The sequence below is a fragment of the Escherichia sp. MOD1-EC7003 genome (genome assembly GCF_002965065.1).
GTDB lineage: Bacteria > Pseudomonadota > Gammaproteobacteria > Enterobacterales > Enterobacteriaceae > Escherichia.
Window position 1 is genome coordinate 45,016 of the sequence record NZ_PTRE01000012.1, and the last position, 22,188, is coordinate 67,203.

At 52.2% G+C, this 22,188-nt stretch carries 19 protein-coding genes and 2 pseudogenes; 2 read left to right on the forward strand and 19 right to left on the reverse strand.

Annotated features, from left to right (window positions below):
* Window positions 1-7: 7 nt before the first annotated feature.
* The 5 genes from glgA to asd all read right to left on the reverse strand — a co-directional run bounded on the left by glgA (window position 8) and on the right by asd (window position 8,286).
* Complete coding sequence (gene glgA, locus A7090_RS01570) at window positions 8-1,441, reverse strand: glycogen synthase GlgA (RefSeq protein ID WP_001197646.1); 1,434 nt, start codon at window positions 1,439-1,441, stop codon at window positions 8-10.
* Window positions 1,441-2,736 (reverse strand): glucose-1-phosphate adenylyltransferase, encoded by a 1,296-nt coding sequence (gene glgC / locus A7090_RS01575; protein WP_105272757.1) that lies wholly within the window; start codon window positions 2,734-2,736, stop codon window positions 1,441-1,443. Before glgC ends, glgA begins: the two co-directional genes overlap by 1 nt.
* Window positions 2,737-2,753: 17 nt before the next feature.
* On the reverse strand, window positions 2,754-4,727 hold the full coding sequence (gene glgX, locus A7090_RS01580) for a glycogen debranching protein GlgX (RefSeq protein ID WP_105272758.1): 1,974 nt from the start codon (window positions 4,725-4,727) through the stop codon (window positions 2,754-2,756).
* Window positions 4,724-6,910, reverse strand: coding sequence for a 1,4-alpha-glucan branching enzyme (glgB, locus tag A7090_RS01585; RefSeq protein WP_105272759.1), 2,187 nt, complete (start codon window positions 6,908-6,910; stop codon window positions 4,724-4,726). The genes glgX and glgB overlap by 4 nt, the downstream gene beginning before the upstream one ends.
* Before the next feature lie 272 nt (window positions 6,911-7,182).
* Complete coding sequence (gene asd / locus A7090_RS01590; RefSeq protein ID WP_105272760.1) at window positions 7,183-8,286, reverse strand: aspartate-semialdehyde dehydrogenase; 1,104 nt, start codon at window positions 8,284-8,286, stop codon at window positions 7,183-7,185.
* Between the two features lie 191 nt (window positions 8,287-8,477).
* Between asd and yhgN the strand changes: the two genes are divergently transcribed.
* Window positions 8,478-9,071: an NAAT family transporter YhgN gene (gene yhgN / locus A7090_RS01595; protein ID WP_074526211.1), complete on the forward strand. Its 594-nt coding sequence runs from the start codon at window positions 8,478-8,480 to the stop codon at window positions 9,069-9,071.
* Between the two features lie 56 nt (window positions 9,072-9,127).
* Here yhgN and gntU read toward each other — a convergent pair whose 3' ends face one another.
* The 5 genes from gntU to A7090_RS01620 form a co-directional block, all read right to left on the reverse strand.
* Window positions 9,128-10,468 (reverse strand): gluconate transporter, encoded by a 1,341-nt coding sequence (gene gntU / locus A7090_RS01600; protein WP_105272761.1) that lies wholly within the window; start codon window positions 10,466-10,468, stop codon window positions 9,128-9,130.
* Window positions 10,465-10,998, reverse strand: a complete 534-nt coding sequence (gene gntK / locus A7090_RS01605) for a gluconokinase (protein ID WP_105272762.1) — start codon at window positions 10,996-10,998, stop codon at window positions 10,465-10,467. The genes gntU and gntK overlap by 4 nt, the downstream gene beginning before the upstream one ends.
* Before the next feature lie 138 nt (window positions 10,999-11,136).
* Window positions 11,137-12,132: a gluconate operon transcriptional repressor GntR gene (gntR, locus tag A7090_RS01610; RefSeq protein ID WP_105272763.1), complete on the reverse strand. Its 996-nt coding sequence runs from the start codon at window positions 12,130-12,132 to the stop codon at window positions 11,137-11,139.
* Between the two features lie 209 nt (window positions 12,133-12,341).
* Window positions 12,342-13,037: a quercetin 2,3-dioxygenase gene (gene yhhW, locus A7090_RS01615; RefSeq protein WP_105272764.1), complete on the reverse strand. Its 696-nt coding sequence runs from the start codon at window positions 13,035-13,037 to the stop codon at window positions 12,342-12,344.
* A 122-nt stretch (window positions 13,038-13,159) separates the two neighbouring features.
* Window positions 13,160-14,197, reverse strand: a complete 1,038-nt coding sequence (locus A7090_RS01620) for an oxidoreductase (protein WP_105272765.1) — start codon at window positions 14,195-14,197, stop codon at window positions 13,160-13,162.
* Window positions 14,198-14,600: 403 nt separating this feature from the next.
* Here A7090_RS01620 and A7090_RS01635 point away from each other — a divergent pair, with 403 nt between their 5' ends.
* Entirely contained in the window at window positions 14,601-15,041 is a 441-nt protein-coding gene (locus tag A7090_RS01635) for a DUF2756 family protein (RefSeq protein WP_105272766.1), read from the forward strand.
* Here A7090_RS01635 and A7090_RS01640 read toward each other — a convergent pair.
* From A7090_RS01640 to livK, 9 genes and pseudogenes are all read right to left on the reverse strand, one after another.
* Window positions 15,028-15,186: pseudogene (locus A7090_RS01640) on the reverse strand (glycerophosphodiester phosphodiesterase family protein); the annotation flags it as partial. The gene A7090_RS01635 and the pseudogene A7090_RS01640 sit on opposite strands and share 14 nt — an antisense overlap.
* A 5-nt stretch (window positions 15,187-15,191) precedes the next feature.
* Window positions 15,192-15,619: pseudogene (tnpA, locus tag A7090_RS01645) on the reverse strand (IS200/IS605 family transposase).
* Between the two features lie 72 nt (window positions 15,620-15,691).
* Complete coding sequence (locus A7090_RS01650; RefSeq protein WP_240245969.1) at window positions 15,692-16,363, reverse strand: SMI1/KNR4 family protein; 672 nt, start codon at window positions 16,361-16,363, stop codon at window positions 15,692-15,694.
* A 20-nt stretch (window positions 16,364-16,383) separates the two neighbouring features.
* Window positions 16,384-17,130, reverse strand: a complete 747-nt coding sequence (locus tag A7090_RS01655) for a tetratricopeptide repeat protein (protein ID WP_105272767.1) — start codon at window positions 17,128-17,130, stop codon at window positions 16,384-16,386.
* A 118-nt stretch (window positions 17,131-17,248) separates the two neighbouring features.
* Window positions 17,249-17,962: a high-affinity branched-chain amino acid ABC transporter ATP-binding protein LivF gene (gene livF / locus A7090_RS01660; protein WP_105272768.1), complete on the reverse strand. Its 714-nt coding sequence runs from the start codon at window positions 17,960-17,962 to the stop codon at window positions 17,249-17,251.
* Window position 17,963: 1 nt separating this feature from the next.
* Window positions 17,964-18,731, reverse strand: a complete 768-nt coding sequence (gene livG / locus A7090_RS01665) for a high-affinity branched-chain amino acid ABC transporter ATP-binding protein LivG (protein ID WP_105272769.1) — start codon at window positions 18,729-18,731, stop codon at window positions 17,964-17,966.
* Window positions 18,728-20,005, reverse strand: a complete 1,278-nt coding sequence (livM, locus tag A7090_RS01670; protein ID WP_105272770.1) for a branched chain amino acid ABC transporter permease LivM — start codon at window positions 20,003-20,005, stop codon at window positions 18,728-18,730. The genes livG and livM overlap by 4 nt, the downstream gene beginning before the upstream one ends.
* Entirely contained in the window at window positions 20,002-20,928 is a 927-nt protein-coding gene (gene livH, locus A7090_RS01675; RefSeq protein WP_105272771.1) for a high-affinity branched-chain amino acid ABC transporter permease LivH, read from the reverse strand. The genes livM and livH overlap by 4 nt, the downstream gene beginning before the upstream one ends.
* 47 nt (window positions 20,929-20,975) lie before the next feature.
* Entirely contained in the window at window positions 20,976-22,085 is a 1,110-nt protein-coding gene (gene livK, locus A7090_RS01680; RefSeq protein WP_105272772.1) for a high-affinity branched-chain amino acid ABC transporter substrate-binding protein LivK, read from the reverse strand.
* Between the last annotated feature and the right edge of the window lie 103 nt (window positions 22,086-22,188).

Here is a 22,188-nt window from a genome sequence, read left to right on the forward strand (position 1 = left end):
CCTGAAACTATTTCAAGCGATAGTAAAGCTCACGGTACGACTTCGCCGCGACCTGCCAGCTAAAATCCATTGCCATAGCCTGACGTTGCACAAACCGCCATAGTGAAGGACGGGACCACAGAACAAAAGCACGTCGGATAGCCCGTAACAGCGACCAGGCATTACTATCTTCAAAGACAAACCCACTGGCGACGCCATCTGCAAGGTTCTCAAGAGAACAGTCAGAAACCGTATCAGCAAGCCCTCCGGTGCGCCGCACTAACGGCAGCGTACCGTACTTCAATCCATAAAGTTGCGTTAAGCCGCACGGTTCAAAACGGCTGGGCACCAGAATGACGTCCGCGCCGCCCATAATGCGATGCGAAAATGCTTCGTGATAGCCAATCTGAACGCCCACTTGTCCGGGGTATTCCGCTGCCGCCGCAAGGAAACCTTCCTGCAACACCGGATCGCCCGCGCCGAGTAGCGCCAGCTGCCCGCCCTGCTCCAGAAGGCCCGGTAAGGCCTCCAGCACCAGATCGAGGCCTTTCTGGCTGGTCAGACGGCTCACCACTGCAAAAAGCGGTACTTTATCGTCAACCTTAAGCCCCATTGCGATTTGTAACTGGCGCTTATTTTCCGCTTTATCTTCCAACGTATCGCGGGTGTAACGCGAGGCCAACAGTAAGTCCGTCTCTGGACTCCAGATTTTCTCATCCACGCCGTTCAGTACGCCGGAAAGACGTCCTTCGCGGTGACGCTGTTGCAACAGACCTTCCATACCGTAGGCAAACTGCGGTTCAGTGATCTCGCGAGCGTAAGTTGGACTGACCGCCGTAATGTGATCGGCATAGTACAGACCAGCCTTCAGGAAAGAGATTTGTCCGTTGAATTCCAGACCATGAATATTAAAGAATGACCATGGCAATTGGATGTCATTCATGTGATGTGCATAAAACATGCCTTGATAGGCCAGGTTGTGCACAGTAAACACCGACTTCGCCGGACGCCCGCGCGCCGCCAGATACGCAGGCGCAAGGCCCGCATGCCAGTCGTGCGCATGCACCACATCAGGGCGCCAGAATGGGTCAAGCCCGCTGGCCATTTCTGCCCCAACCCACCCCAGTAGCGCAAAACGCAATACGTTGTCGGTATAGGCAAATAAGTTGGTATCGTGATACGGGCTTCCCGGACGATCATAGAGATGCGGCGCGTCAATCAGGTAAATGCCAACCCCGTTGTAATGACCGAACAACAGCGTGATATGCCCTGCGAAGGTATCCCGACGGGATACCACCTGCGCATCGGTCACGCCACGGCGAATATCGGGAAATGCAGGCAACAGTACGCGAGCGTCAACGCCATCTGCGATTTGTGCTGCGGGTAATGCCCCAATAACATCAGCCAGACCGCCGGTTTTAAGCAGCGGGAACATCTCTGAACATACATGTAAAACCTGCATTATCGCTCCTGTTTATGCCCTAACTTCCGTAGCATTTCGCGCGTTACCAGCACGATGCCTTCTTCTGAACGATAGAAACGACGTGCATCTTCCTCTGCGTTTTCACCAATCACCATGCCTTCCGGAATAACACAAGCGCGATCGATCACACAGCGGCGCAGACGGCACGAGCGGCCAACCCATACTTCCGGTAACAATACGGCGGAATCAATGTTGCAGAATGAATTCACGCGAACGCGCGAGAACAGAACGGACTGCACCACCACCGAACCGGAGATCACACAACCGCCGGATACCAGTGAGTTAAGGGTCATCCCGTGGCTACCGGAGCGATCCTGCACGAATTTCGCTGGCGGTAATGATTCATTGTAGGTGCGAATTGGCCAATTGCGATCGTACATATCCAGTTCCGGCACCACAGAGGCCAGATCGAGGTTCGCTTTCCAGTAAGCTTCCAGCGTACCCACATCGCGCCAGTACGGCTCGGCATCCGGGTCGGATTGTACGCAAGAGAGTGGGAACGGGTGCGCATAGGCCAGACCGGCTTCGGTGATCTTGGGAATCAAATCTTTGCCAAAGTCGTGGCTGGAGTTCTCATCGCGATCGTCTTCTTCCAGCAGTTCATACAGATAGTCGGCGTCAAAGACGTAGATACCCATACTCGCCAGAGATTTGCTCGGATCGTTCGGCATTGATGGCGGGTTAGCAGTTTTTTCAACGAATTCGATAATTTTATCGTTCTCATCAACCGCCATAACGCCAAATGCGGAGGCTTCTTCAATCGGTACTGGCATACAAGCAACGGTGCAACGAGCACCTTTTTCGACGTGGTCGATAAGCATACGCGAGTAGTCTTGCTTGTAGATATGGTCGCCCGCCAGGATCACCACGTATTCCGCTTTATAACGGCGGATAATGTCGAGGTTTTGGGTGACCGCATCTGCGGTACCGCGATACCAGTTTTCCCCTTTCATTCTCTGCTGTGCTGGCAGCAGATCGACAAACTCGTTCATTTCTTCATTGAAGAATGACCAGCCGCGCTGAATGTGCTGCACCAGAGTGTGGGACTGGTACTGGGTGATCACGCCCATACGACGGATCCCGGAGTTGATGCAGTTAGACAGCGCAAAGTCGATAATGCGGAACTTACCGCCGAAGTGTACGGCCGGTTTTGCTCGCTTATTGGTTAAATCCTTCAGGCGGGTACCACGTCCTCCCGCCAGTATCAGGGCAACAGATTTCAATGGCAGCTGGCGCGCCAACATTAAGTGATCGTTCTTCTCTAAACTAACCATGACTAACTCCTTTTTTATCATCTCTGGAACACACACAATCCGTGTGCAGGTCCCTGCCAGACAGCCGTAATCACTGGGTTATCCTCTCCAGCGAATGGGGGAATGGCGTGCCACTCCCCAACAGGTAAAACAATCTCTGTTACCTCAAGCGTGGCGTTAATTGCGATCAAAAAGCGATCCGAGAGCAGAATTTGCAGCTGTTTCGGCCCGTTTTGCCACTCATCCGTGCTTAAAGGTTGAGCATATCGATTTAGCCAACGGACATTGCCGTCGCCTTCTTCCCACCAGCGATTCTCCACCAAAGCGGGAATGCGCTTGCGCAGATGGATTAACGCGGCGGTAAATGCGGCTAAACCACTGCTTGCCTGCGACCAGTCCAACCAGGTTAATTGGTTATCCTGACAGTAGGCATTGTTATTGCCATGCTGGCTGTGACCATGTTCGTCACCAGCCAGTAACATCGGCGTACCCTGGGAGAGCAACAACGTTGTTAACAGGGCGTGAATGCTGTCGCGACGCCGTTCAACCAGGTCAAGAGTACCGCCTAACCCTTCTTTACCATGATTGTTACTGTAATTGTTGTTGGTCCCGTCGCGATTTTCTTCTCCGTTTGCTTCATTATGTTTATGGTTGAAGCAAACGCAGTCGCGAAGCGTAAAACCGTCATGCGCGGTGACGAGATTAATCGCGGCACTCGGCAGACGACCATTACGTTTAAAAACATCGCTGGAGGCAGCAAAACGCCCGGCAAACGTCCCCAGAGGCAAATCATAATGAAGCCAGAAACGACGGGCAGCATCGCGGAAATGATCGTTCCACTCGGCAAACAGCGGCGGGAAATTTCCCACCTGATAACCACCAGGAGCGATATCCCACGGTTCAGCAATTAACTTCACCTGCGAGAGCACCGGGCAGTTCTGGATAGCGGTAAACAACGGCGCATCCTGACGGAACTCTGGCGTACGGCCCATGACTGCCGCCAGATCAAAGCGGAAACCATCGACGTGGCAGGTTTTTACCCAATAACGCAGGCAGGCGCAGGCATAATCCACCACCGCCGGATGACTCAAATTGAGCGTGTTGCCGCAACCGGTCCAGTTGTGATAATCGCCGTCTTCTCTTATCCAATAATAGCTACGGTTGTCGATCCCACGCAGCGAGAATAACGGGCCGTCGAGGTCCAGTTCCGCACTATGGTTGAGCACGATATCAAGAATGACTTCGATACCCGCTTTATGCAGTGCTTTGATTGCATCGCGAAACTCATCCAGCGCCGTTTCTGGCAAGCAGGCATACGCCGGATGCAGCGCAAACATCGCCACCGGGTTGTAACCCCAGTAGTTACTTAGCCCCATGCGTTGCAGACGTGGTTCACTGGCAAACTGCGCCACTGGCAGCAGTTCCAGCGCGGTAATGCCCAATTGTTTCAAATAGTTGATCATCACCGGATGCCCGAGGGCTTTATAAGTGCCACGGATCTCGACCGGGATCTCCGGGTGCAGGTACGTTAATCCTTTAACATGGGCTTCATAAATGATGGTGCTGCCCCACGGCGTGCGCGGCGGGGCATCATCTTCCCAGTCATAGTGATCAACCACCACTACGCATTTTGGCGCAATGGCGGCGTTGTCGCGATAGTCAGGTTCATTATGACCGGCGTGCAGCAGCGGGTTATCTTTAAACTCCCCGTCAATTTGCCGCGCGCAAGGATCAATCAACAACTTCGCCGGGTTAAAGCGATGCCCCTCGGCGGGTTGCCAGGGGCCATGAACGCGATAACCATAACGCAAACCCGGGCGCGCATCCGGCAGATAACCGTGCCAAATGTCACCGCTGTGCCCTGGCAAGTCATAGCGATGTTCCTGGCTATTGGCGTCAAAGACACACAGCTCTACCCGCTCGGCATGAGCGGAAAAAAGTGTAAAGTTGACGCCCTGACCGTCGTAATGCGCGCCGAGGGGAGCGGGTTTGCCAATGGCGAGTCGTGTCATTCTGCCTCCCGAACCAGCCAGATAGTGGCCAGCGGTGGTAGCGTCAGGCTTAGTGAATGCTGACGACCGTGGCTGGCAATCTCATCACTGTGTACCGCGCCGCCATTGCCTGCATTACTGCCGTGATAGTGCATGGAATCGGTATTGAGGATTTCACGCCATTTGCCCGGCTGGTTAATGCCGAAGCGATAATCATGACGCGGCACCGGCGTAAAGTTACTGGCAACGATGATTTCGTTACCCTCTTTATCGCGACGCACAAAGATCAGCACCGAGCGCTCTTTGTCATCCACCACCAGCCATTCAAAGCCGTACGGGTCAAAATCCAGTTCATGCATCGCTTTATGGTGGCGGTAGGTATGGTTCAGATCGCGCACCAGACGCTGGACACCGTGGTGCCAGTTATCGCCGCCTTCCAACAGATGCCAGTCGAGGCTGGCGTCATGGTTCCACTCGCGGCCCTGGGCAAATTCGTTCCCCATGAACAGCAGTTTCTTGCCCGGGAATGCCCACATCCAGCCATAGTAGGCGCGCAGGTTAGCGAATTTCTGCCATGCATCGCCAGGCATTCTGTCGAGAATCGATTTTTTACCGTGGACCACTTCGTCATGCGACAACGGCAGGACGAAGTTTTCAGTGTAGTTGTAGAGTATCCCGAAGGTGAGTTTATCGTGATGATACTGACGATAAATCGGGTCGAGTTTCATATAGTCCAGGGTGTCATGCATCCAGCCGAGGTTCCACTTGTACCAGAAGCCCAGACCGTCCATATCCTGCGGACGAGAAACGCCAGGGAAATCGGTAGACTCCTCAGCCATTGTCACTGCACCGGAAACCTGCTCACCAAGAATACGGTTGGTATTACGCAAGAATTCAATCGCTTCAAGATTCTCGCGCCCGCCAAATTCGTTCGGGATCCACTCACCCTCTTTGCGGCTGTAGTCACGATAAATCATCGACGCCACCGCATCGACGCGCAGTGCATCAATACCAAAACGCTCGATCCAGTAAAGCGCGTTACCGACGAGGAAGTTACTGACTTCACGGCGACCATAGTTGTAGATCAGCGTATTCCAGTCCTGATGATAGCCTTCGCGCGGATCGCTGTGTTCATACAAGTTCGTGCCATCAAATTCGGCAAGCGCAAAGTCATCGGTCGGGAAGTGGCCTGGCACCCAGTCGAGAATCACGTTCAGACCAGCTGCGTGTGCGGCATCTATGAAATAACGGAAGTCGTCGCGGGTACCAAAACGGCGGGTCGGTGCATACAGGCCGGTTGGCTGATAACCCCAACTGCCATCGAACGGATGCTCGTTAATGGGCAGCAGTTCGAGGTGGGTAAAGCCCATCCATTTAGCATAAGGCACCAGTTGATCGGCCAGCTCGCGGTAGCTCAACCAGAAGTTGTTGTCAGTGTGACGACGCCAGGAGCCAAGGTGAACTTCGTAAATAGAGATCGGCGCATCAAACTGATTCGCTTTTTTGCGCTCTTCAGTCTGTACAACCTTTTCCGGCAGCCCGCAAATTAGAGACGCGGTTTCCGGGCGCATTTGCGCTTCGAAGGCATAAGGGTCGGACTTCAGACGCAAGTTGCCATTGGCATCAAGCATCTCGTATTTATAAAGCTGACCGTTATGCGCCCCAGGGATAAACAGTTCCCAGATGCCGCTCTCTTTACGCAGGCGCATCGGGTGCCGACGGCCATCCCAGTAGTTGAATTGCCCAACCACCGAGACCCGACGGGCGTTTGGAGCCCAGACAGAAAAACGCGTACCGGTGACGCCATCCATAGTATCTGCATGTGCGCCCAAGGTTTCATACGGGCGCAGGTGAGTACCTTCAGATAATAACCAGGCGTCCATTTCCTGGATTAACGGACCAAAACGGTAAGGATCATCAATCAGATTTTGCTGACCATGCCAGACAACAGCCAACTGATAGCGGAAAAAATTCTTACGTCGCGGAATGACACCGCTAAAGAATCCACGTGAGTCGAGACACTCCAGTTTTGCGAGTTTGCGCCCGGTTTTCGTTTCAATCACCCACACATCGGTAGCGTCGGGTAAAAGGGCACGGACTTCCAGTCCCGCGGCGGTTTTATGCATTCCCAGTACGGAAAAAGGATCCGCAAAGTGGCCTGCAATTAGCGCGTTAATCACGTCTCTATCGATACGATCGGACATGCTTGTCTTCCTGTTTTATTGTGTCACCCCATCCAACTGAATTCTTGACTTCTGGTTGTGACATTTTTTTGACCTGAACGGCGCAGCACTCTAAGCATCCTCTCTGCGTCGTCCTCACTTCAGGTAAGGCTGTGAATACGCTTGTATTCAGCCACCCTTAAAGAATAGCCAATGCTCTATTTAACTCCCGGTAAATCATGAAACATCTGCGCTTACTCCTGTATTACGCACTAACAGGGGCGGCATCGCGCCCCAGATTTAATGAATAAAGATTACGCCAGTTGACGAAGCATCCGACGTAGCGGCTCTGCGGCACCCCACAGCAACTGGTCGCCCACGGTAAAAGCAGACAGGAACTCTGGTCCCATATTCAGCTTACGCAGGCGGCCTACCGGCGTGGTCAGCGTGCCGGTAACGGCAGCTGGGGTTAGCTCACGCATCGTCATTTCCCGATCGTTCGGAACCACTTTCGCCCACGGATTGTGTGCAGCCAGCAGTTCTTCCACGGTCGGAATAGACACATCTTTTTTCAGTTTAATCGTGAATGCCTGGCTGTGGCAGCGCAATGCCCCGACACGCACACATAAACCATCTACCGGAATGACGGAAGAGGTGTTGAGGATCTTGTTGGTTTCTGCCTGCCCTTTCCACTCTTCGCGGCTCTGACCGTTATCGAGCTGTTTGTCGATCCACGGAATCAGGCTACCCGCCAGCGGGACGCCAAAGTTATCCACCGGCAGCTCACCGCTACGGGTTAAGGCTGTGACTTTGCGCTCGATATCGAGAATAGCAGAGGACGGGGTCGCGAGTTCATCTGCCACATGGCCATACAGATGGCCCATCTGGGTTAATAACTCACGCATATGTCGCGCACCACCGCCGGAAGCGGCCTGGTAGGTTGCAACGGACACCCAATCAACAAGATCATTGGCGAATAACCCCCCCAACGACATCAACATCAGGCTTACGGTACAGTTACCGCCAACAAAAGTCCTGATGCCATTATTTAATCCGTCGGTAATGACGTCCTGATTGACGGGGTCAAGAATGATGATGGCGTCATCTTTCATGCGCAGAGATGATGCTGCGTCAATCCAGTAACCTTGCCAACCGCTTTCACGAAGCTTTGGATAGATTTCGTTGGTATAATCGCCGCCCTGACAGGTCACAATGATATCGAGGGCCTTTAGCGCCTCCAGATCAAAGGCATCCTGAAGTGTGCCAGTGATTCCGCCAAAAGACGGCGCAGCCTGACCAAGTTGAGAAGTAGAAAAGAAGACAGGGCGAATGGCGTCAAAGTCGCGCTCTTCAACCATGCGTTGCATGAGAACGGAGCCGACCATACCGCGCCAGCCGATAAAACCAACATTTTTCATAAGCGTTTTTTCCTGCAAAGATGTGTGCTGTATAAATGTGCCGGTCTCCTCTTGGCACATCTTTCACCATACAAAAAGCAGCCAAAGTCGCAAGTGAAATTAATCAATGATAGCGAAGCCATCAGTAATGCGACTTATCCTGCTTTGTTAGCACGCAGAAAGTCCGCGGCAATTATCAGGGAATTTGAGTTATGAATGAAATCATTTCTGCAGCAGTTTTATTGATCCTGATTATGGATCCGCTCGGAAACCTACCTATTTTCATGTCCGTACTGAAACATACTGAACCGAAAAGACGGCGGGCAATCATGGTGCGAGAGTTGCTTATTGCTCTCCTGGTGATGCTGGTGTTCCTGTTTGCGGGTGAAAAAATTCTGGCATTTCTTAATCTGCGGGCAGAAACCGTCTCCATTTCTGGCGGTATCATTCTGTTTCTGATCGCCATTAAGATGATTTTTCCCAGCGCCTCGGGAAACAGTAGCGGGCTTCCGGCAGGTGAAGAGCCGTTTATCGTGCCGTTGGCAATTCCGCTGGTCGCCGGGCCAACTATTCTCGCCACACTGATGTTGCTGTCGCATCAGTACCCCAATCAGATGGGACATCTGGTGATTGCTCTGCTGCTGGCCTGGGGCGGCACCTTTGTCATCCTGCTACAGTCTTCGCTGTTCTTGCGTCTGCTGGGAGAGAAAGGGGTGAACGCACTTGAACGCCTGATGGGATTGATTCTGGTGATGATGGCAACCCAGATGTTCCTCGACGGCATTCGAATGTGGATGAAGGGGTAACGAGGAGCATTTTTCGAAAAGAGCCCGGTCGCGTCAGAACTACCGGGCGAATAAATTTAACTCAACAGCTGGAACGCAATCATCCCAACGATGGCACCGACAGTGCCGAGGATGGTTTCCATCATGGTCCAGGTTTTCAGCGTTTCGGCTTCGGTCGCGCCAGTAAATTTACCGAACAACCAGAAACCGGCGTCGTTAACGTGGCTGACAACAATCGAACCACCGGCGATACAAATCGACAGCGCTGCCATTTGCGCACCAGAGTAGTTCAACTGTTCAATAACCGGCATTACCAGTCCCACAGCCGTTAAACAGGCAACGGTGGCAGACCCCTGAATGATGCGCACTGCAGCTGCCAGCACGAAGCAGGTGATGGCAATCGGCAGGCCCATGCCGGTTAACGCTTCGCCAAGTGCCGGACCTACGCCGGAGTCAACCAGCACCTGTTTGAACACGCCGCCTGCACCAATTACCAGCAGAATGATCCCCGCCGGTTGCAGCGCGTGACCGCAAATCTCCATCACTTTGTCTTTTGGCATACCCTGACGCATCGCCAGACCATAAACTGCGACCAGACAAGCAACCAGAATCGCGGTAAACGGATGACCGACAAATTCAAACCATTCGTAAGCGGTAGACCCTTCCGGCACAAAACGCGCGGCAATAGTTTTCAACCCCACCAGCACCAGCGGCAGCAGGATCAGCGACAGGCTGAATCCGAAGGACGGCATTTTGCCTTCGCCGAGATGCGGTTCGCTGATGTCGTCAGGAATATGCAGCTCCACATAGCGACTGATGAAATTACCCCACAGCGGCCCGGCAATAATCATTCCCGGAATTGCCGCACACAAGCCAATCAGGATCATCCAGCCAAAGTCGGCGTTCATCTGCGATGCCAGCAGCATTGGCGCTGGCCCCGGCACCAGGAACGCTGCCGCTGCCGCCACACCTGCGAATAATGGGATTACCAGCTTCACCAGGTTCGTACCGGTGTGGCGCGCCATTGAGAAAGCAACGCTAATCAGCAAAACAATCGCCACTTCAAAGAACAGCGGTAGTGCACAGACCAGCCCCGCAAGGCCGATGGCATAATGCACGCGGCTGTGACCGAAAGACTTGAGCATTTTGACGGCAATCTGATCGACTGCGCCGGTTTCATGTAAGATCTTGCCAAACATGGCCCCCAGGGCGACAACCACCGCCAGGAAGCCGAGGGTGCCTCCCATCCCTTTTTCCATCGTCTCTGCGATTTTATCGAGCGGCATACCGGAAAAAAGGCCAGCCCCCATAGACACCACCATCAAAGCCAGAAAAGCGTGCATACGCGCCTTCATGACTAAAAACAGCAACAGTAAAACAGACCCTACAGCTGTTAAAACAAGCGTTAATGTAGTCACGACTTATTGCCTTTATTAATAACCTCAATGGTGCTTGCCACAACACCTTCCAGCGGTTGATCGATATCCACCACCAATACATCGGTTTCATCCGCACCCGGCTCCTGCAGCGTTTCAAACTGCGTCACCAGCATTTGGGTTTTAAAGAAATGGCCTTTACGCGCTTTCAGGCGGCTTTCAATCACATCAAAATCGCCTTTCAGGTAGATGAAAGAGAGATTCGGATTACCCACGCGTAGCAGGTCGCGATAGTGTTTTTTCAGTGCGGAACAGACAATCAGCGACACTTTATTGGTACGCTGCATAGCAAACGCGGCGTCGTTCAGCGCCTGTAACCACGGTTTGCGATCGTCGTCATTCAGCGGTTGGCCGGAAGCCATTTTTTCGATATTGCAGCGCGGATGGAGGAAATCGCCATCAAGAAACGCGGCATGAAGTTGATGCGCCACTTCACTGGCGACCGCAGATTTGCCGCTGCCCGATACGCCCATCAGAACGTAAATGTGGTGATCATGGTTAGTCGTGCTCAAAGTGGTGCCCCCACAATACAAAAATTACAAATGTTACGGGTAACTGTTATGGGTAACATTGTCCAGCCGGACAATATCAGAAGCAATATCCATCCGTGCCTTAAGTGTATAAGTGTGAGCTACTTCAAATTTGTGGGCTTAAATAGATCCACCCGGTGACAAGGTGAAACCTAAATCTAACATTTTCGGTGTCACAGATTCGCCACGAATACGCGCCAACAGGCGTTCAGCGCCAATACTGCCCATCCGCTCACGCGGCGTCAGCACGCTTGCCAGTCGTGGCTCCATCACCTGGCCAATGTCATGACCGTGGAAACCGGCAATCGCCATATCGTCAGGAACTTTTAACCCCAGACGCTGACATTCAAACGCCGCGCCGACCGCCAGGTCATCATTAGTACAGAACACGCCATCCAGCTGCGGATATTCCCGCCGCGCCTGGCGAATCAGTTCAATACCGGAAGAGTAAGAAGAAGATTGCTCAACCATCACGCTATACGGCACCAGGCCTGCATCCAACATCGCCTGCTCGTATCCCTTCTGTTTGATGATAGTACGTTCGTCGAGACGTGCGCCGAGATAGGCAATATGGTGATGCCCGCGAGCAATAATGGCGGTGGTCATCTGGCGTGCCGCTTCAAAGTTATCAAACCCGACGGCGATATCAAGGCACGGCGACTTGCTGTCCATCAACTCCACTACCGGGATCCCCGCCACTTCAATCATCTTTAATGTACGCGGCGTATGGGTACGTTCGGTGAGGATCAGGCCATCAATATTCCAGGAGAGCATCGACTCGAGACGTTCTTGCTCCATTTCCGGTTTATAACCGTAGTGCGCCAGCATCGTCTGATAACCTTGCGCGTCAGTGACGCTTTCGATTCCGCGTAATACTTCCGCGAAAACCTGGTTGGTGAGAGAAGGTAACAGGACGCCAATCGCCCGGCTGGTGGCGTTTGAAAGGATATCGGGCGCACGATTGGGAATATAGCCCAGTTCATCAAGAGCGGCGGCAATCTTGCCGCGTAGAGCGACGGAAACCTGCTCCGGGTTGCGTAAAAAACGGCTGACCGTCATTTTGGTCACGCCGACACGATCAGCCACATCCTGAAGTACGGGTCTTTTCTTTTTCATCGTCCTGAAGGTACAAAAGAGATAGATTCTCTTAGTTTAACACGGACGCATCAGAACCTTCCCGGAGAAAACGGTGCTTGTTGACAATTATTAGACCATTAAATCGCATTTGCTAACGACGCGGCAAACCCCGGAAGCGAACATCAGCACGCGACCGGAGCGAGCGAGGAAGCCTGCAAAAAAGCAGTCTTCAAAGATGGCGTTGGGTGTTAAACCGGCGGCAGATCGAACAATAACACTTCGCTGTCGCTGTCAGCGTGGATGGAAATTGCCTGCTCATCCCAGATAGCCAGACCATCGCTGGTCGAGGCTTTCACGCCGTTAATAGTGACATCGCCTTTCACCACCTGGATCCAGACGCGGCGCTCAGCGGCAATCTGATGCACCGACTGCTCATCTTTCACCAGCGCCCAGCGGTACAGTTCCATATCCTGATGCACTTTCAGCGAACCGTCGCGCGCATCCGGCGAGAGCACCAGTTGTTTGCCCTGTACGGCATCGAAGCGACGCTGTTCATAACGCGGCGTAATGCCGTTTTCTTCTGGCATGATCCAGATCTGATACAGATGCAGACGCTCGGTGCTGCTTGGGCTGTACTCTGAGTGACGAATACCCGTACCCGCACTCATAATCTGGAACTCACCCGCCGGAACCTGCTCTTTATTGCCCATGCTGTCCTGATGCTCAACAGTACCTTCCAGCACGTAGGTCAAAATCTCCATATCTTTATGCGGGTGAGTGCCGAAGCCCTGCCCTGCTTCAATCACGTCGTCGTTAATCACGCGCAGCGCGGAGAAGCCCATAAAGTTCGGATCGTAATAGTTAGCAAAAGAAAAAGTGTGCCAGGAGTCCAGCCAGCCATGATTTGCATGACCACGTTCATTTGCTTTGCGTAAGTAGATCATTTGTATTCGCCCCCTGAATGATTTCGATGGGCTTAGTGTGGACCCGATCCACCAGGGATGATAGTAGGTGAAAATTGCCCCCTCTGTTCAAAAAAATTGAACTACTCGAGGGGCCATCAAACTTACTTCGCGAGAGTCACTGTGAAGGGAGAGGCTTGCTCAAATCCGCGTTCAAGGATTTCCAGATTAGTAAGAACTTCAGATTCCTTGACGTAATTTGGCGCACCGTTGGTGATGGTTTGATACAACGCATCATAAACGCGCCCGTAATCGCCCATCTCCGGCTTCATCTCTTCTCTGACCGTCACGCCCTCGTCATTGACATACTCCAGCACACCGACCGAATCATCCGCTGCAAATCCTGGTTCGCCCGGCATAATATTAGCCTTCAGGCTGGTTTCCTGCTGGTCGATACCGTATTTAATAAACGAACCTTTCTTACCGTGAACGATAAATTTCGGATAATCGATTTTCACCAGATGGCTGGTTTTGACGATGGCTTTTAAATCGCCATAAAACAACTGCGCTTCGAAGGTGTCGTCAGGATTGGCTTTATTACGCAGGCTGCGGATGCCATAAGCGACGTGATCCGGGCGACCGAACAAAGAAATAATCTGGTCCATCGTATGCACACCAAGGCCATAGAACGCACCATCCTGCGGCAGCCCTGGTTTTGTTTCTGCCACCGGGCGGTAATAGTCAAAATGGCTTTCCACTTCGACAATCTCTCCCAGCTTGCCGCTTTCAATCGCTTTTTTCGCCATCAGGAAGCAGGAGTCAAAGCGACGATTCTGATACGGCGTGACGGTCAGCCCCTTACTTTTCGCCAGCGCATACAGCGCTTTTGCCTGCGCAAGCGTCGGAGTGAACGGTTTTTCGACCAGCACATTTTTCCCGGCTTCCAGCGCACGCTTCGCGTACTCGAAGTGACTGTCCGCGTGAGTGCAGACGACAACCAGCTTAACATCGGGATCGTTTAACACTTCATCAAGATCGCTGGTGAAATGGATATGGGAATAAATGGGGGCCTGTTCTTCCGGCTTCGCATGGCGGCGAAAAATATGCGCGACATGCCAACTATCCTTGCGGTTAAGTACATACGGCAGATGGTAACGGGTGGTGCTTTTGCCGAAGCCAATAAAGGCGCAGTTGATGACCATGATTTCGTCCTTTTTAAGGTAGTTATCTACAACCTTAGCGCAAAGCGGACGTGGTTCCTACTGGAGTGCGCATAACGAACACAAGCACTCCCGTGGATAAATTGAGAACAAAAGATCAAAAAAAAGCCAGCACCCGGCTGGCTAAGTAATACTGGAAGCAATGTGAGCAATGTCGTGCTTTCAGGTTCTCCGCGAGGGTCTTCCTGAACGCGAGACAATAATAATCATTCTCATTCGCACTTGTCCAACACTTTTTGCAAAAAAATGCATTTGACTCACATTTGAAAGTCAATGATGTTGAAAGGGACATTTGCCCCAAAGAGGAGAAGGGAATGACTGAAATAATCATCGTTTCGCCGGGAACAGAGTAAACTTAAAGGATATCTTCAGAGGAGGATACGCGATGAAACGACTTCTGCTTTTGACGGCATTCCTGCCTTTTGTCGGCTTTGCACAGCCCATTAATACTCTGAACAACCCTAACCAGCCGGGATATCAGATCCCCAGCCAGCAGCGGATGCAAACTCAAATGCAGGCGCAGCAAATCCAGCAAAAAGGGATGCTGAATCAGCAACTGAAAACGCAGACGCAATTACAACAGCAGCATTTAGAAAATCAGATTAATAGCAACTCTCAGCGGGTATTGCAGTCGCAGCCGGGGGAGCTAAATCCCGCCCGGCAGCAAATGCTGCCCAACACCAACGGCGGGATGTTAAACAGCAACCATAATCCTGATAGTTCGCTAAATCAGCAGCATATGCTGCAAGAGAGGAAAAACGGCGACATGCTGAATCCGCCCGGCACGCCGCAACCTGATATTCCGTTGAAAACTATTGGGCCGTAAAGTTGGGACCAATCACATCAATCGCATCGGTACAGATGCAATCCACACCCCAGCGTAGCAGCTCTGCCGCGCGCTGGGGTTTGTTAACGGTATAAACCAGAATCCGTAATCCAGCGTCTTTCAACTGCATCACTCGCACTTTATTTTCACCTAACCAGGTGTTTGCTGTTGTTCAATGTATTGGTGGATGACGGATATTGGCGCACCTCCGCAGCTACTGGCAAAATAGCCAGGACTCCACAAAACGCCTTTGTAGTAATACCTGACTGCAATATCTGGTCGATCTCGTCGCAGTAACCTACTCGATATTTGAGGCTGTTTACCAGACTGGATATCGCCAGTTTGGGTGGATAGTTAATTAACAAATGGACGTGATCTGATTCGCCATCCATTTCAAGCAGTTCAGCTTCAAAATCAGCACATACATTTGAAAAGTAAGTGCGTAGTTTTTCTATCGCGTCATGGTCAAAAATCTGGCGTCGGTATTTGGTGACAAAGACCAAGTAAACATGCATCAGGAAAACACAATGCCTTCCACGCCGGATATCGGTTTCTTTTTTCACAGACAAAAGTATAATTTAACCTGTGAAACGACTACAGGCATTTAAATTCCAGTTAAGACCAAGGGGGAAAATAAAATCAATAATGCATTACAGGGGAAAAAGCTTCTCCATCAGGTATAAATGTTCCACTCTCATCATAATACCGAATACTCTGATAAAAAAACCATTAATACTATGATAAACAAAAGTATTGTACTTAGTAAAAGGTTCCGGCATGGTTTTTAGATTAATACTAATGTTACATTCATCTTCCCTGGCATATTCCTTAGTAAAATAATCCCATAAATTCTCCCCATAACAAACCACATCATCTCCCTGGTGAATTGAATAAACAGGGTTTCCGTTATCTAACGAACAAAGTGAAAGATAGCGATTTGATTTTATCGGAATAAATAAGGGATTTTTCTTGATTTTATCACTTGCAAAATTTAGTCGATCCACCAGATTATCTGGACGATTCCCCCAGACTCCCGGCCATGCGTCAAATTTACTGATGCAGTATAAAACGCCCGCAATAGTTTCATCGAACATTTTATATTGAATATATTGCACATACTCATCAGACAGGTTGCGCCAGTCAGTAAAATCATAGCCATACAAAGGCATTCCCTGCATAAGCAATGCTTTGTAATCGTTCGGGAATTTAAAACAGTAGCGTTTTTCTGCGGCTTCTATTTCTGCTGCTGTTAAACCCTGGGTAATAAATATGCCATTCTCGCGCAATAATTTAAAACTTTGCTCAACTTGCTGTGTATACATAACCTCATCCCTGGTTACCTTCATCGAACAATACTCTGCTTCAGCCGTTCATTGGCGGTCTTAATCCATTCCCGGTGGTGTTTTCTATAATGTGGTCTTGAACGTTTAGCCGTATCAACCACGACAACATACTGCTCGTTAGCTTCACGTAACCGCCCCATTTTCGCCAGCATTTCCGCATAGTAAATACGCGCCTGCGGGCCGGGGTAATAAGAAATCAATACTTCAAACTCGCTTTCCGCATCTGCATATTTTTCTTGTGCGGCTAAGGTTCTGGCGAATAACAAGTGCCCGTCTGCCGACTGAAAATCAGGGTTATAACGCATCACATCTTCCAGCGTCTGCTGGCAGGCGGCGAACTCCTGGATGGCAAATTGTGCCTGCGCCAGGCTTAACATCATTGCCGCTTCATGGGCGAATATCCCGCTTAGCGCCTGCTGATGATGGGGAACGGCTTCGTGATAACGCCCAAGGCGCGCCAGTTCGTTAGCTAACGCATAATGGTTTTGATTGGTCTCGGCAATCGCCAGCTCTTCGGTTAATTTGCGCAGGTGACGTTCCGGGCTTATTTTGTCCTGCAGGCGCATCAGCAAAGTACGCCCGTGACGGTCCGCGCCCGTTTCAGGCAGCATCACGATGACGAAATACGCCACGCAGCCAATCACCGGAAAACAGAAGATGATAAAAAACCAATATCGCTCTTGTCCGGTACGGTAAGCGTGGATACAGCAAAGCATTTCAAGTATGGCGACAATGGCATAATGCATGGGAGGGAACCTTTCCGTGGCAAATAAGTGGACTGGTTTTAATCCTCCCGGTCAGTTGAAACAAGTCTGTATACGGACGAAGAACCCGGCAGAACTTAGCTGCCGGGTTATTGACGATTTACCCGCCTAAATACGCACTTCTCACCGCTTCATTCGCCAGCAGCGCATCGCCGGTATCGGAGAGCACCACATGACCGTTTTCGAGCACGTAGCCACGGTCAGCGAGCTTCAGTGCCTGGTTGGCGTTCTGCTCGACGAGGAAGATGGTCATCCCCTGCTCGCGCAATTGTTCGATGGTGTCGAAGATTTGCTGAATGATGATTGGCGCAAGACCAAGCGAAGGCTCGTCCAACAGCAACAGGCGCGGGCTGCTCATTAGCGCACGACCAATCGCCAGCATCTGCTGTTCACCGCCAGACATAGTACCCGCCCGCTGAATACGACGCTCGAACAGGCGCGGGAAAAGTTCGTATACCCACTTAATACGCTCCTGAAACTGGTCGCGTTCAGCAAAGAAACCGCCCATCGCGAGGTTCTCTTCCACCGTCATCCGCGAGAAAACACGGCGTCCTTCCGGGACAATCGCCACCGCTTCGCGCATGATTTTCGCCGTCTGCCAGTCGGTAATGTCTTTATCATCAAACACAATTCGCCCACTGGTGGCACGCGGGTCGCCGCATAACGTGCCGAGCAAGGTGGTTTTCCCCGCGCCGTTGGCACCAATCAGGGTAACAATCTCCCCCTGATTGATATGCAGGCTCACCTCATGCAGTGCCTGGATTTTGCCGTAGTGGGCATTAACCTTGTCAAAAGACAACATGACTTTTTCCATTTTACGCCTCACCAAGATATGCGCGGATCACGTCCGGGTTATTACGAATTTGCTCCGGCGTACCGTTTGCCAGCGGCGTCCCCTGATTGACCACGTAAATCCTGTCTGAAATTCCCATCACCAACTTCATATCGTGTTCAATCAACAAAATAGTGGTGTTGTGATGATTGCGCAGTTCGGCAATCAGCGCATCCAGCTCTTTAGTCTCTTTCGGGTTAAGGCCCGCAGCGGGTTCATCGAGCATCAGAATCTCCGGCTGCGTTACCATGCAGCGGGCGATCTCCAGACGACGCTGGTCGCCATAGGCCAGGTTACTCGCCTGGCGGTTGGCGTGTTCGAGCAAACCAATGCGCTCAAGCCAGGTGGCGGCGCGGTCAAGGGCTTCGCTCTGGGCGCGACGGAAAGAAGGCGTTTTCAAAAGACCAGAGAACAGCCCGGTTTTCAGTTGCTGATGCTGCGCCACCAGCAAGTTTTCAATCACCGTCATTTCACGGAACAGACGCACGTGCTGGAAGGTACGCACCACGCCCATGCGGGCGATTTGCTGGCCGGGCAAACCTTCCAGATGCTGATCGCGCAGTAAAATGGTGCCGCCGGTGGGTTTGTAGAAACCAGTCAGGCAGTTGAAAACCGTGGTTTTTCCGGCACCGTTAGGGCCGATTAGCGAGACTATCTCCTGCGGATACAGCTCGAGATTGACGTTGTTCACCGCCAGCAGGCCGCCGAAACGCATCATCAGGCCGTTAACAGATAATAATGGCTGACTCATGCCTGCTCTCCTTTCGCTGCGCCGTTTTTCAGCTTCAGTTGCGGGCGCGTCATCGGCAGCAAACCCTGTGGACGCCAGATCATCATCAGCACCATCAAACCACCGAGCATTAACATACTGTATTCGTTGAAATCACGCATCAATTCGCGGGAGACCACCAGTAGAATCGCCGCCAAAATAACGGCAAATTGCGACCCCATTCCACCCAGCACCACTATCGCCAGCACAAACGCCGATTCGGCGAAGGTGAAAGATTCCGGGCTGACAAAGCCCTGACGCGCCGCGAACAGCGTTCCGGCAAAACCCGCAAATGCGGCGCTGATGGTAAAGGCGGTCAGCTTGATACGACGCGGGCTTAAGCCCAGCGAACGACAGGCGATCTCATCTTCACGCAGCGCTTCCCACGCACGGCCCAGCGGCATACGCAGCAGGCGGTTAATCACAAACAGCGAGAACACTACCAGCAGCAACGCCACCAGGTAGAGGAAGATGACGCGATCGGAGGGATCGTATTTCAGGCCAAAGAAATTACTGAAGGTATCCCAGCCGCCTTCACGGGCGGTACGGCTGAACTCAAGGCCAAAAAAGGTCGGTTTGGGGATCTGGCTGATTCCGTTCGGACCGCCGGTAATTTCGGTGTTATTGAGCAGCAAAATGCGCACAATTTCACCGAATCCGAGGGTAACGATCGCCAGATAGTCACCGCGCAGACGCAGCACCGGGAAGCCGAGCAGAAATCCCGCCGCCGCTGCCATTAACCCTGCAATCGGCAGGCAGGTCCAGAACCCCAGACCGTAATAGTGATTGAGCAGCGCAAAAGTGTAAGCGCCGATGGCGTAAAAGCCGCCATAACCCAACACCAGCAGGCCGGAAAGCCCCACCACCACGTTCAGCCCGAGGCCAAGGATAATGTAGATCATGGTCAGGGTAGCGATATCCACCGTCCCGCGTGAAACCATAAACGGCCACGCTACCGCAAGCACCAGCAGCGCCGCGAGGAACAGCTTTGGCTTCACCGTGGAGCCATCAATCGCGGGCAGAATAAACGTCGGCCCGGAAACGCTTTTTAACCCTTTCTGGAAAGCAGGTCGCAAAAGTTGGAAGAAAAAGACCACTGCTGTGCCGATAAACACCCACTGCCAACGAATGTTGGAAGCCGTGCCGACCACCAGTTTGGTGCCATCCAGCTCCAGTTGCACGCCCATAAAGACGCCCGCCAACACAAAGAACATCGCGGCAGAGAGCAACGCCATTGCAATATGCATCGGTTTCATACTTTCTCTACCTCCGGGCGACCCAGAATACCGGTCGGCATCACCAGCAACACCAGAATCAGCAAGGCGAATGAGACCACATCTTTATATTCCGTACTCAGATAGGCAGAAGAGAGCGCCTCCGCAATCCCCAGAATCAGGCCGCCAATCATCGCTCCCGGAATGCTACCAATCCCACCGAGCACTGCGGCGGTGAAGGCTTTCATCCCAGCCATAAAGCCGATGTAGGGGTTAATTACGCCGTAGAACTGGCCGAGCAGTACGCCCGCTACCGCCGCCATCGCCGCACCAATCACAAAGGTCAGCGCAATCACCCGGTCAGTGTTAATGCCAAGCAGGCTCGCCATTTTCAGATCTTCCGCACAGGCACGGCAGGCGCGCCCCATACGGGAATAGCGAATGAAAATCGTCAGCGCCAACATGGCGAGGAAGGTGACAATCCAGATAACCGCCTGCATGGTAGTAATAGAGGCAGAGAAGTTTTCACTATGCCCCACCTCCCACTGGCCGTTAAACAAGCTGGGCAGCGCCACGTCGCGCGAACCTTCGGTCAGGCTAACGTAGTTTTGCAGGAAGATGGACATACCGATAGCGGAAATGAGGGCAATCAAGCGCTTAGAGTTGCGCACCGGGCGATAGGCTACCCGTTCGATACTCCAGCCGTAGGCGCTGGCAATGACGATTGCGCCGACGAATCCCGCCGCCACCAGCAGCCAGCCGGTATCAATGCCCAGCATCATCAGTGCGGCGATGATCATAAAGGAGACGTAGCTGCCGATCATGTAAACCTCGCCGTGGGCGAAGTTGATCATGCCGATAATGCCATAAACCATGGTGTAGCCGATGGCAATCAGCGCGTAGGTACTGCCCAGCGTGACGCCGTTAAACATCTGCTGCAAGAAATACAGAAACTGCTCAGACATAAGGTAACCTTTCTAAACCCGCCCGCATTTTACGGGCGGTGGGATGATCACTTGGCTGCCGTGGATGAACCGTCGGCGTGCCACTGGAAGACACCAAAATCAAATCCCTTAAGATCGCCTTTTTCATCCCAGCTCAGCGGCCCAATCACGGTGTTTGCACCGTTAGCTTTTAAATCTTTCACCAGCGCCAGCGGCTCATCGCTGCCGGTACGCTCAAGGGCAGTCGCCAGAGATTGCACCGCCGCGTAGGTGATCCAGACATAAGGCCCGGACGGATCTTTCTTGTCTGCTTTCAGCGCATCAACAATACCTTTGTTTGCCGGGTCCTGGTCATAGCGTTTTGGCATGGTTACCAACATGCCTTCAGCAGCATCGCCAGCAATATTCGACAGCGACGCATTACCCACGCCTTCCGGTCCCATAAACTGAGTTTTCAGTCCGACGGAACGGGCCTGGCGCAGCATCTGCCCCATTTCCGGGTAGTAACCACCGTAGTAAACGAAGTCGATGTTTTCTTTTTTCAGGCGAGCGATCAGCGCCGAGAAATCTTTTTCCCCGGCGGTAATACCGTCGAAGAAGACGATGTTAGCGTTAGCCGCTTTCAGCCCGTCCTGCACCGAACGTGCCAGCCCTTCGCCATATTGTTGTTTGTCGTGAATGATGGCGATGCGCTGGGGCTTCACCGTCTCAAGAATGTATTTTGCCGCCGTTGGCCCCTGGGAAGAGTCCAGCCCGGCAGTACGCATGATGTGTTGATAACCGCGTTGGGTCAGCTCCGGGTTAGTCGCTCCCGGCGAGATCATCAGAATACCTTCGTCTTCGTAGATGTCCGACGCAGGCTGGGTAGAGGAGGAACACAGATGCCCAATAACATATTTAATGCCGTCGTTAACGATTTTATTCGCTACCGCAACGGCCTGTTTCGGGTCGCAGGCGTCGTCATATTCCACGCCAACCAGCTTATCGCCTTTAATTCCCCCTTTGGCATTAATGTCTTTAATCGCCTGACGCGCGCCGTTAAATTCCATATCGCCCCACTGGGCAATCGGGCCGGACATAGCGCCGACAACGGCAACTTTAATATCGTCAGCCATAGCGGTGTGTGAAATTGCCAGTGCAATCATCCCTACGATGATAGTTTTCGCATTCCGTTTCATAGTCAAAAATCCCCATTCGTGATGTTGTGTTGCTTTGTTTTTATCAATTTGCGCGTAAGACCTCGCCCAATCGGGCGGGGATATAAGCGCGGTAACTGCGTAA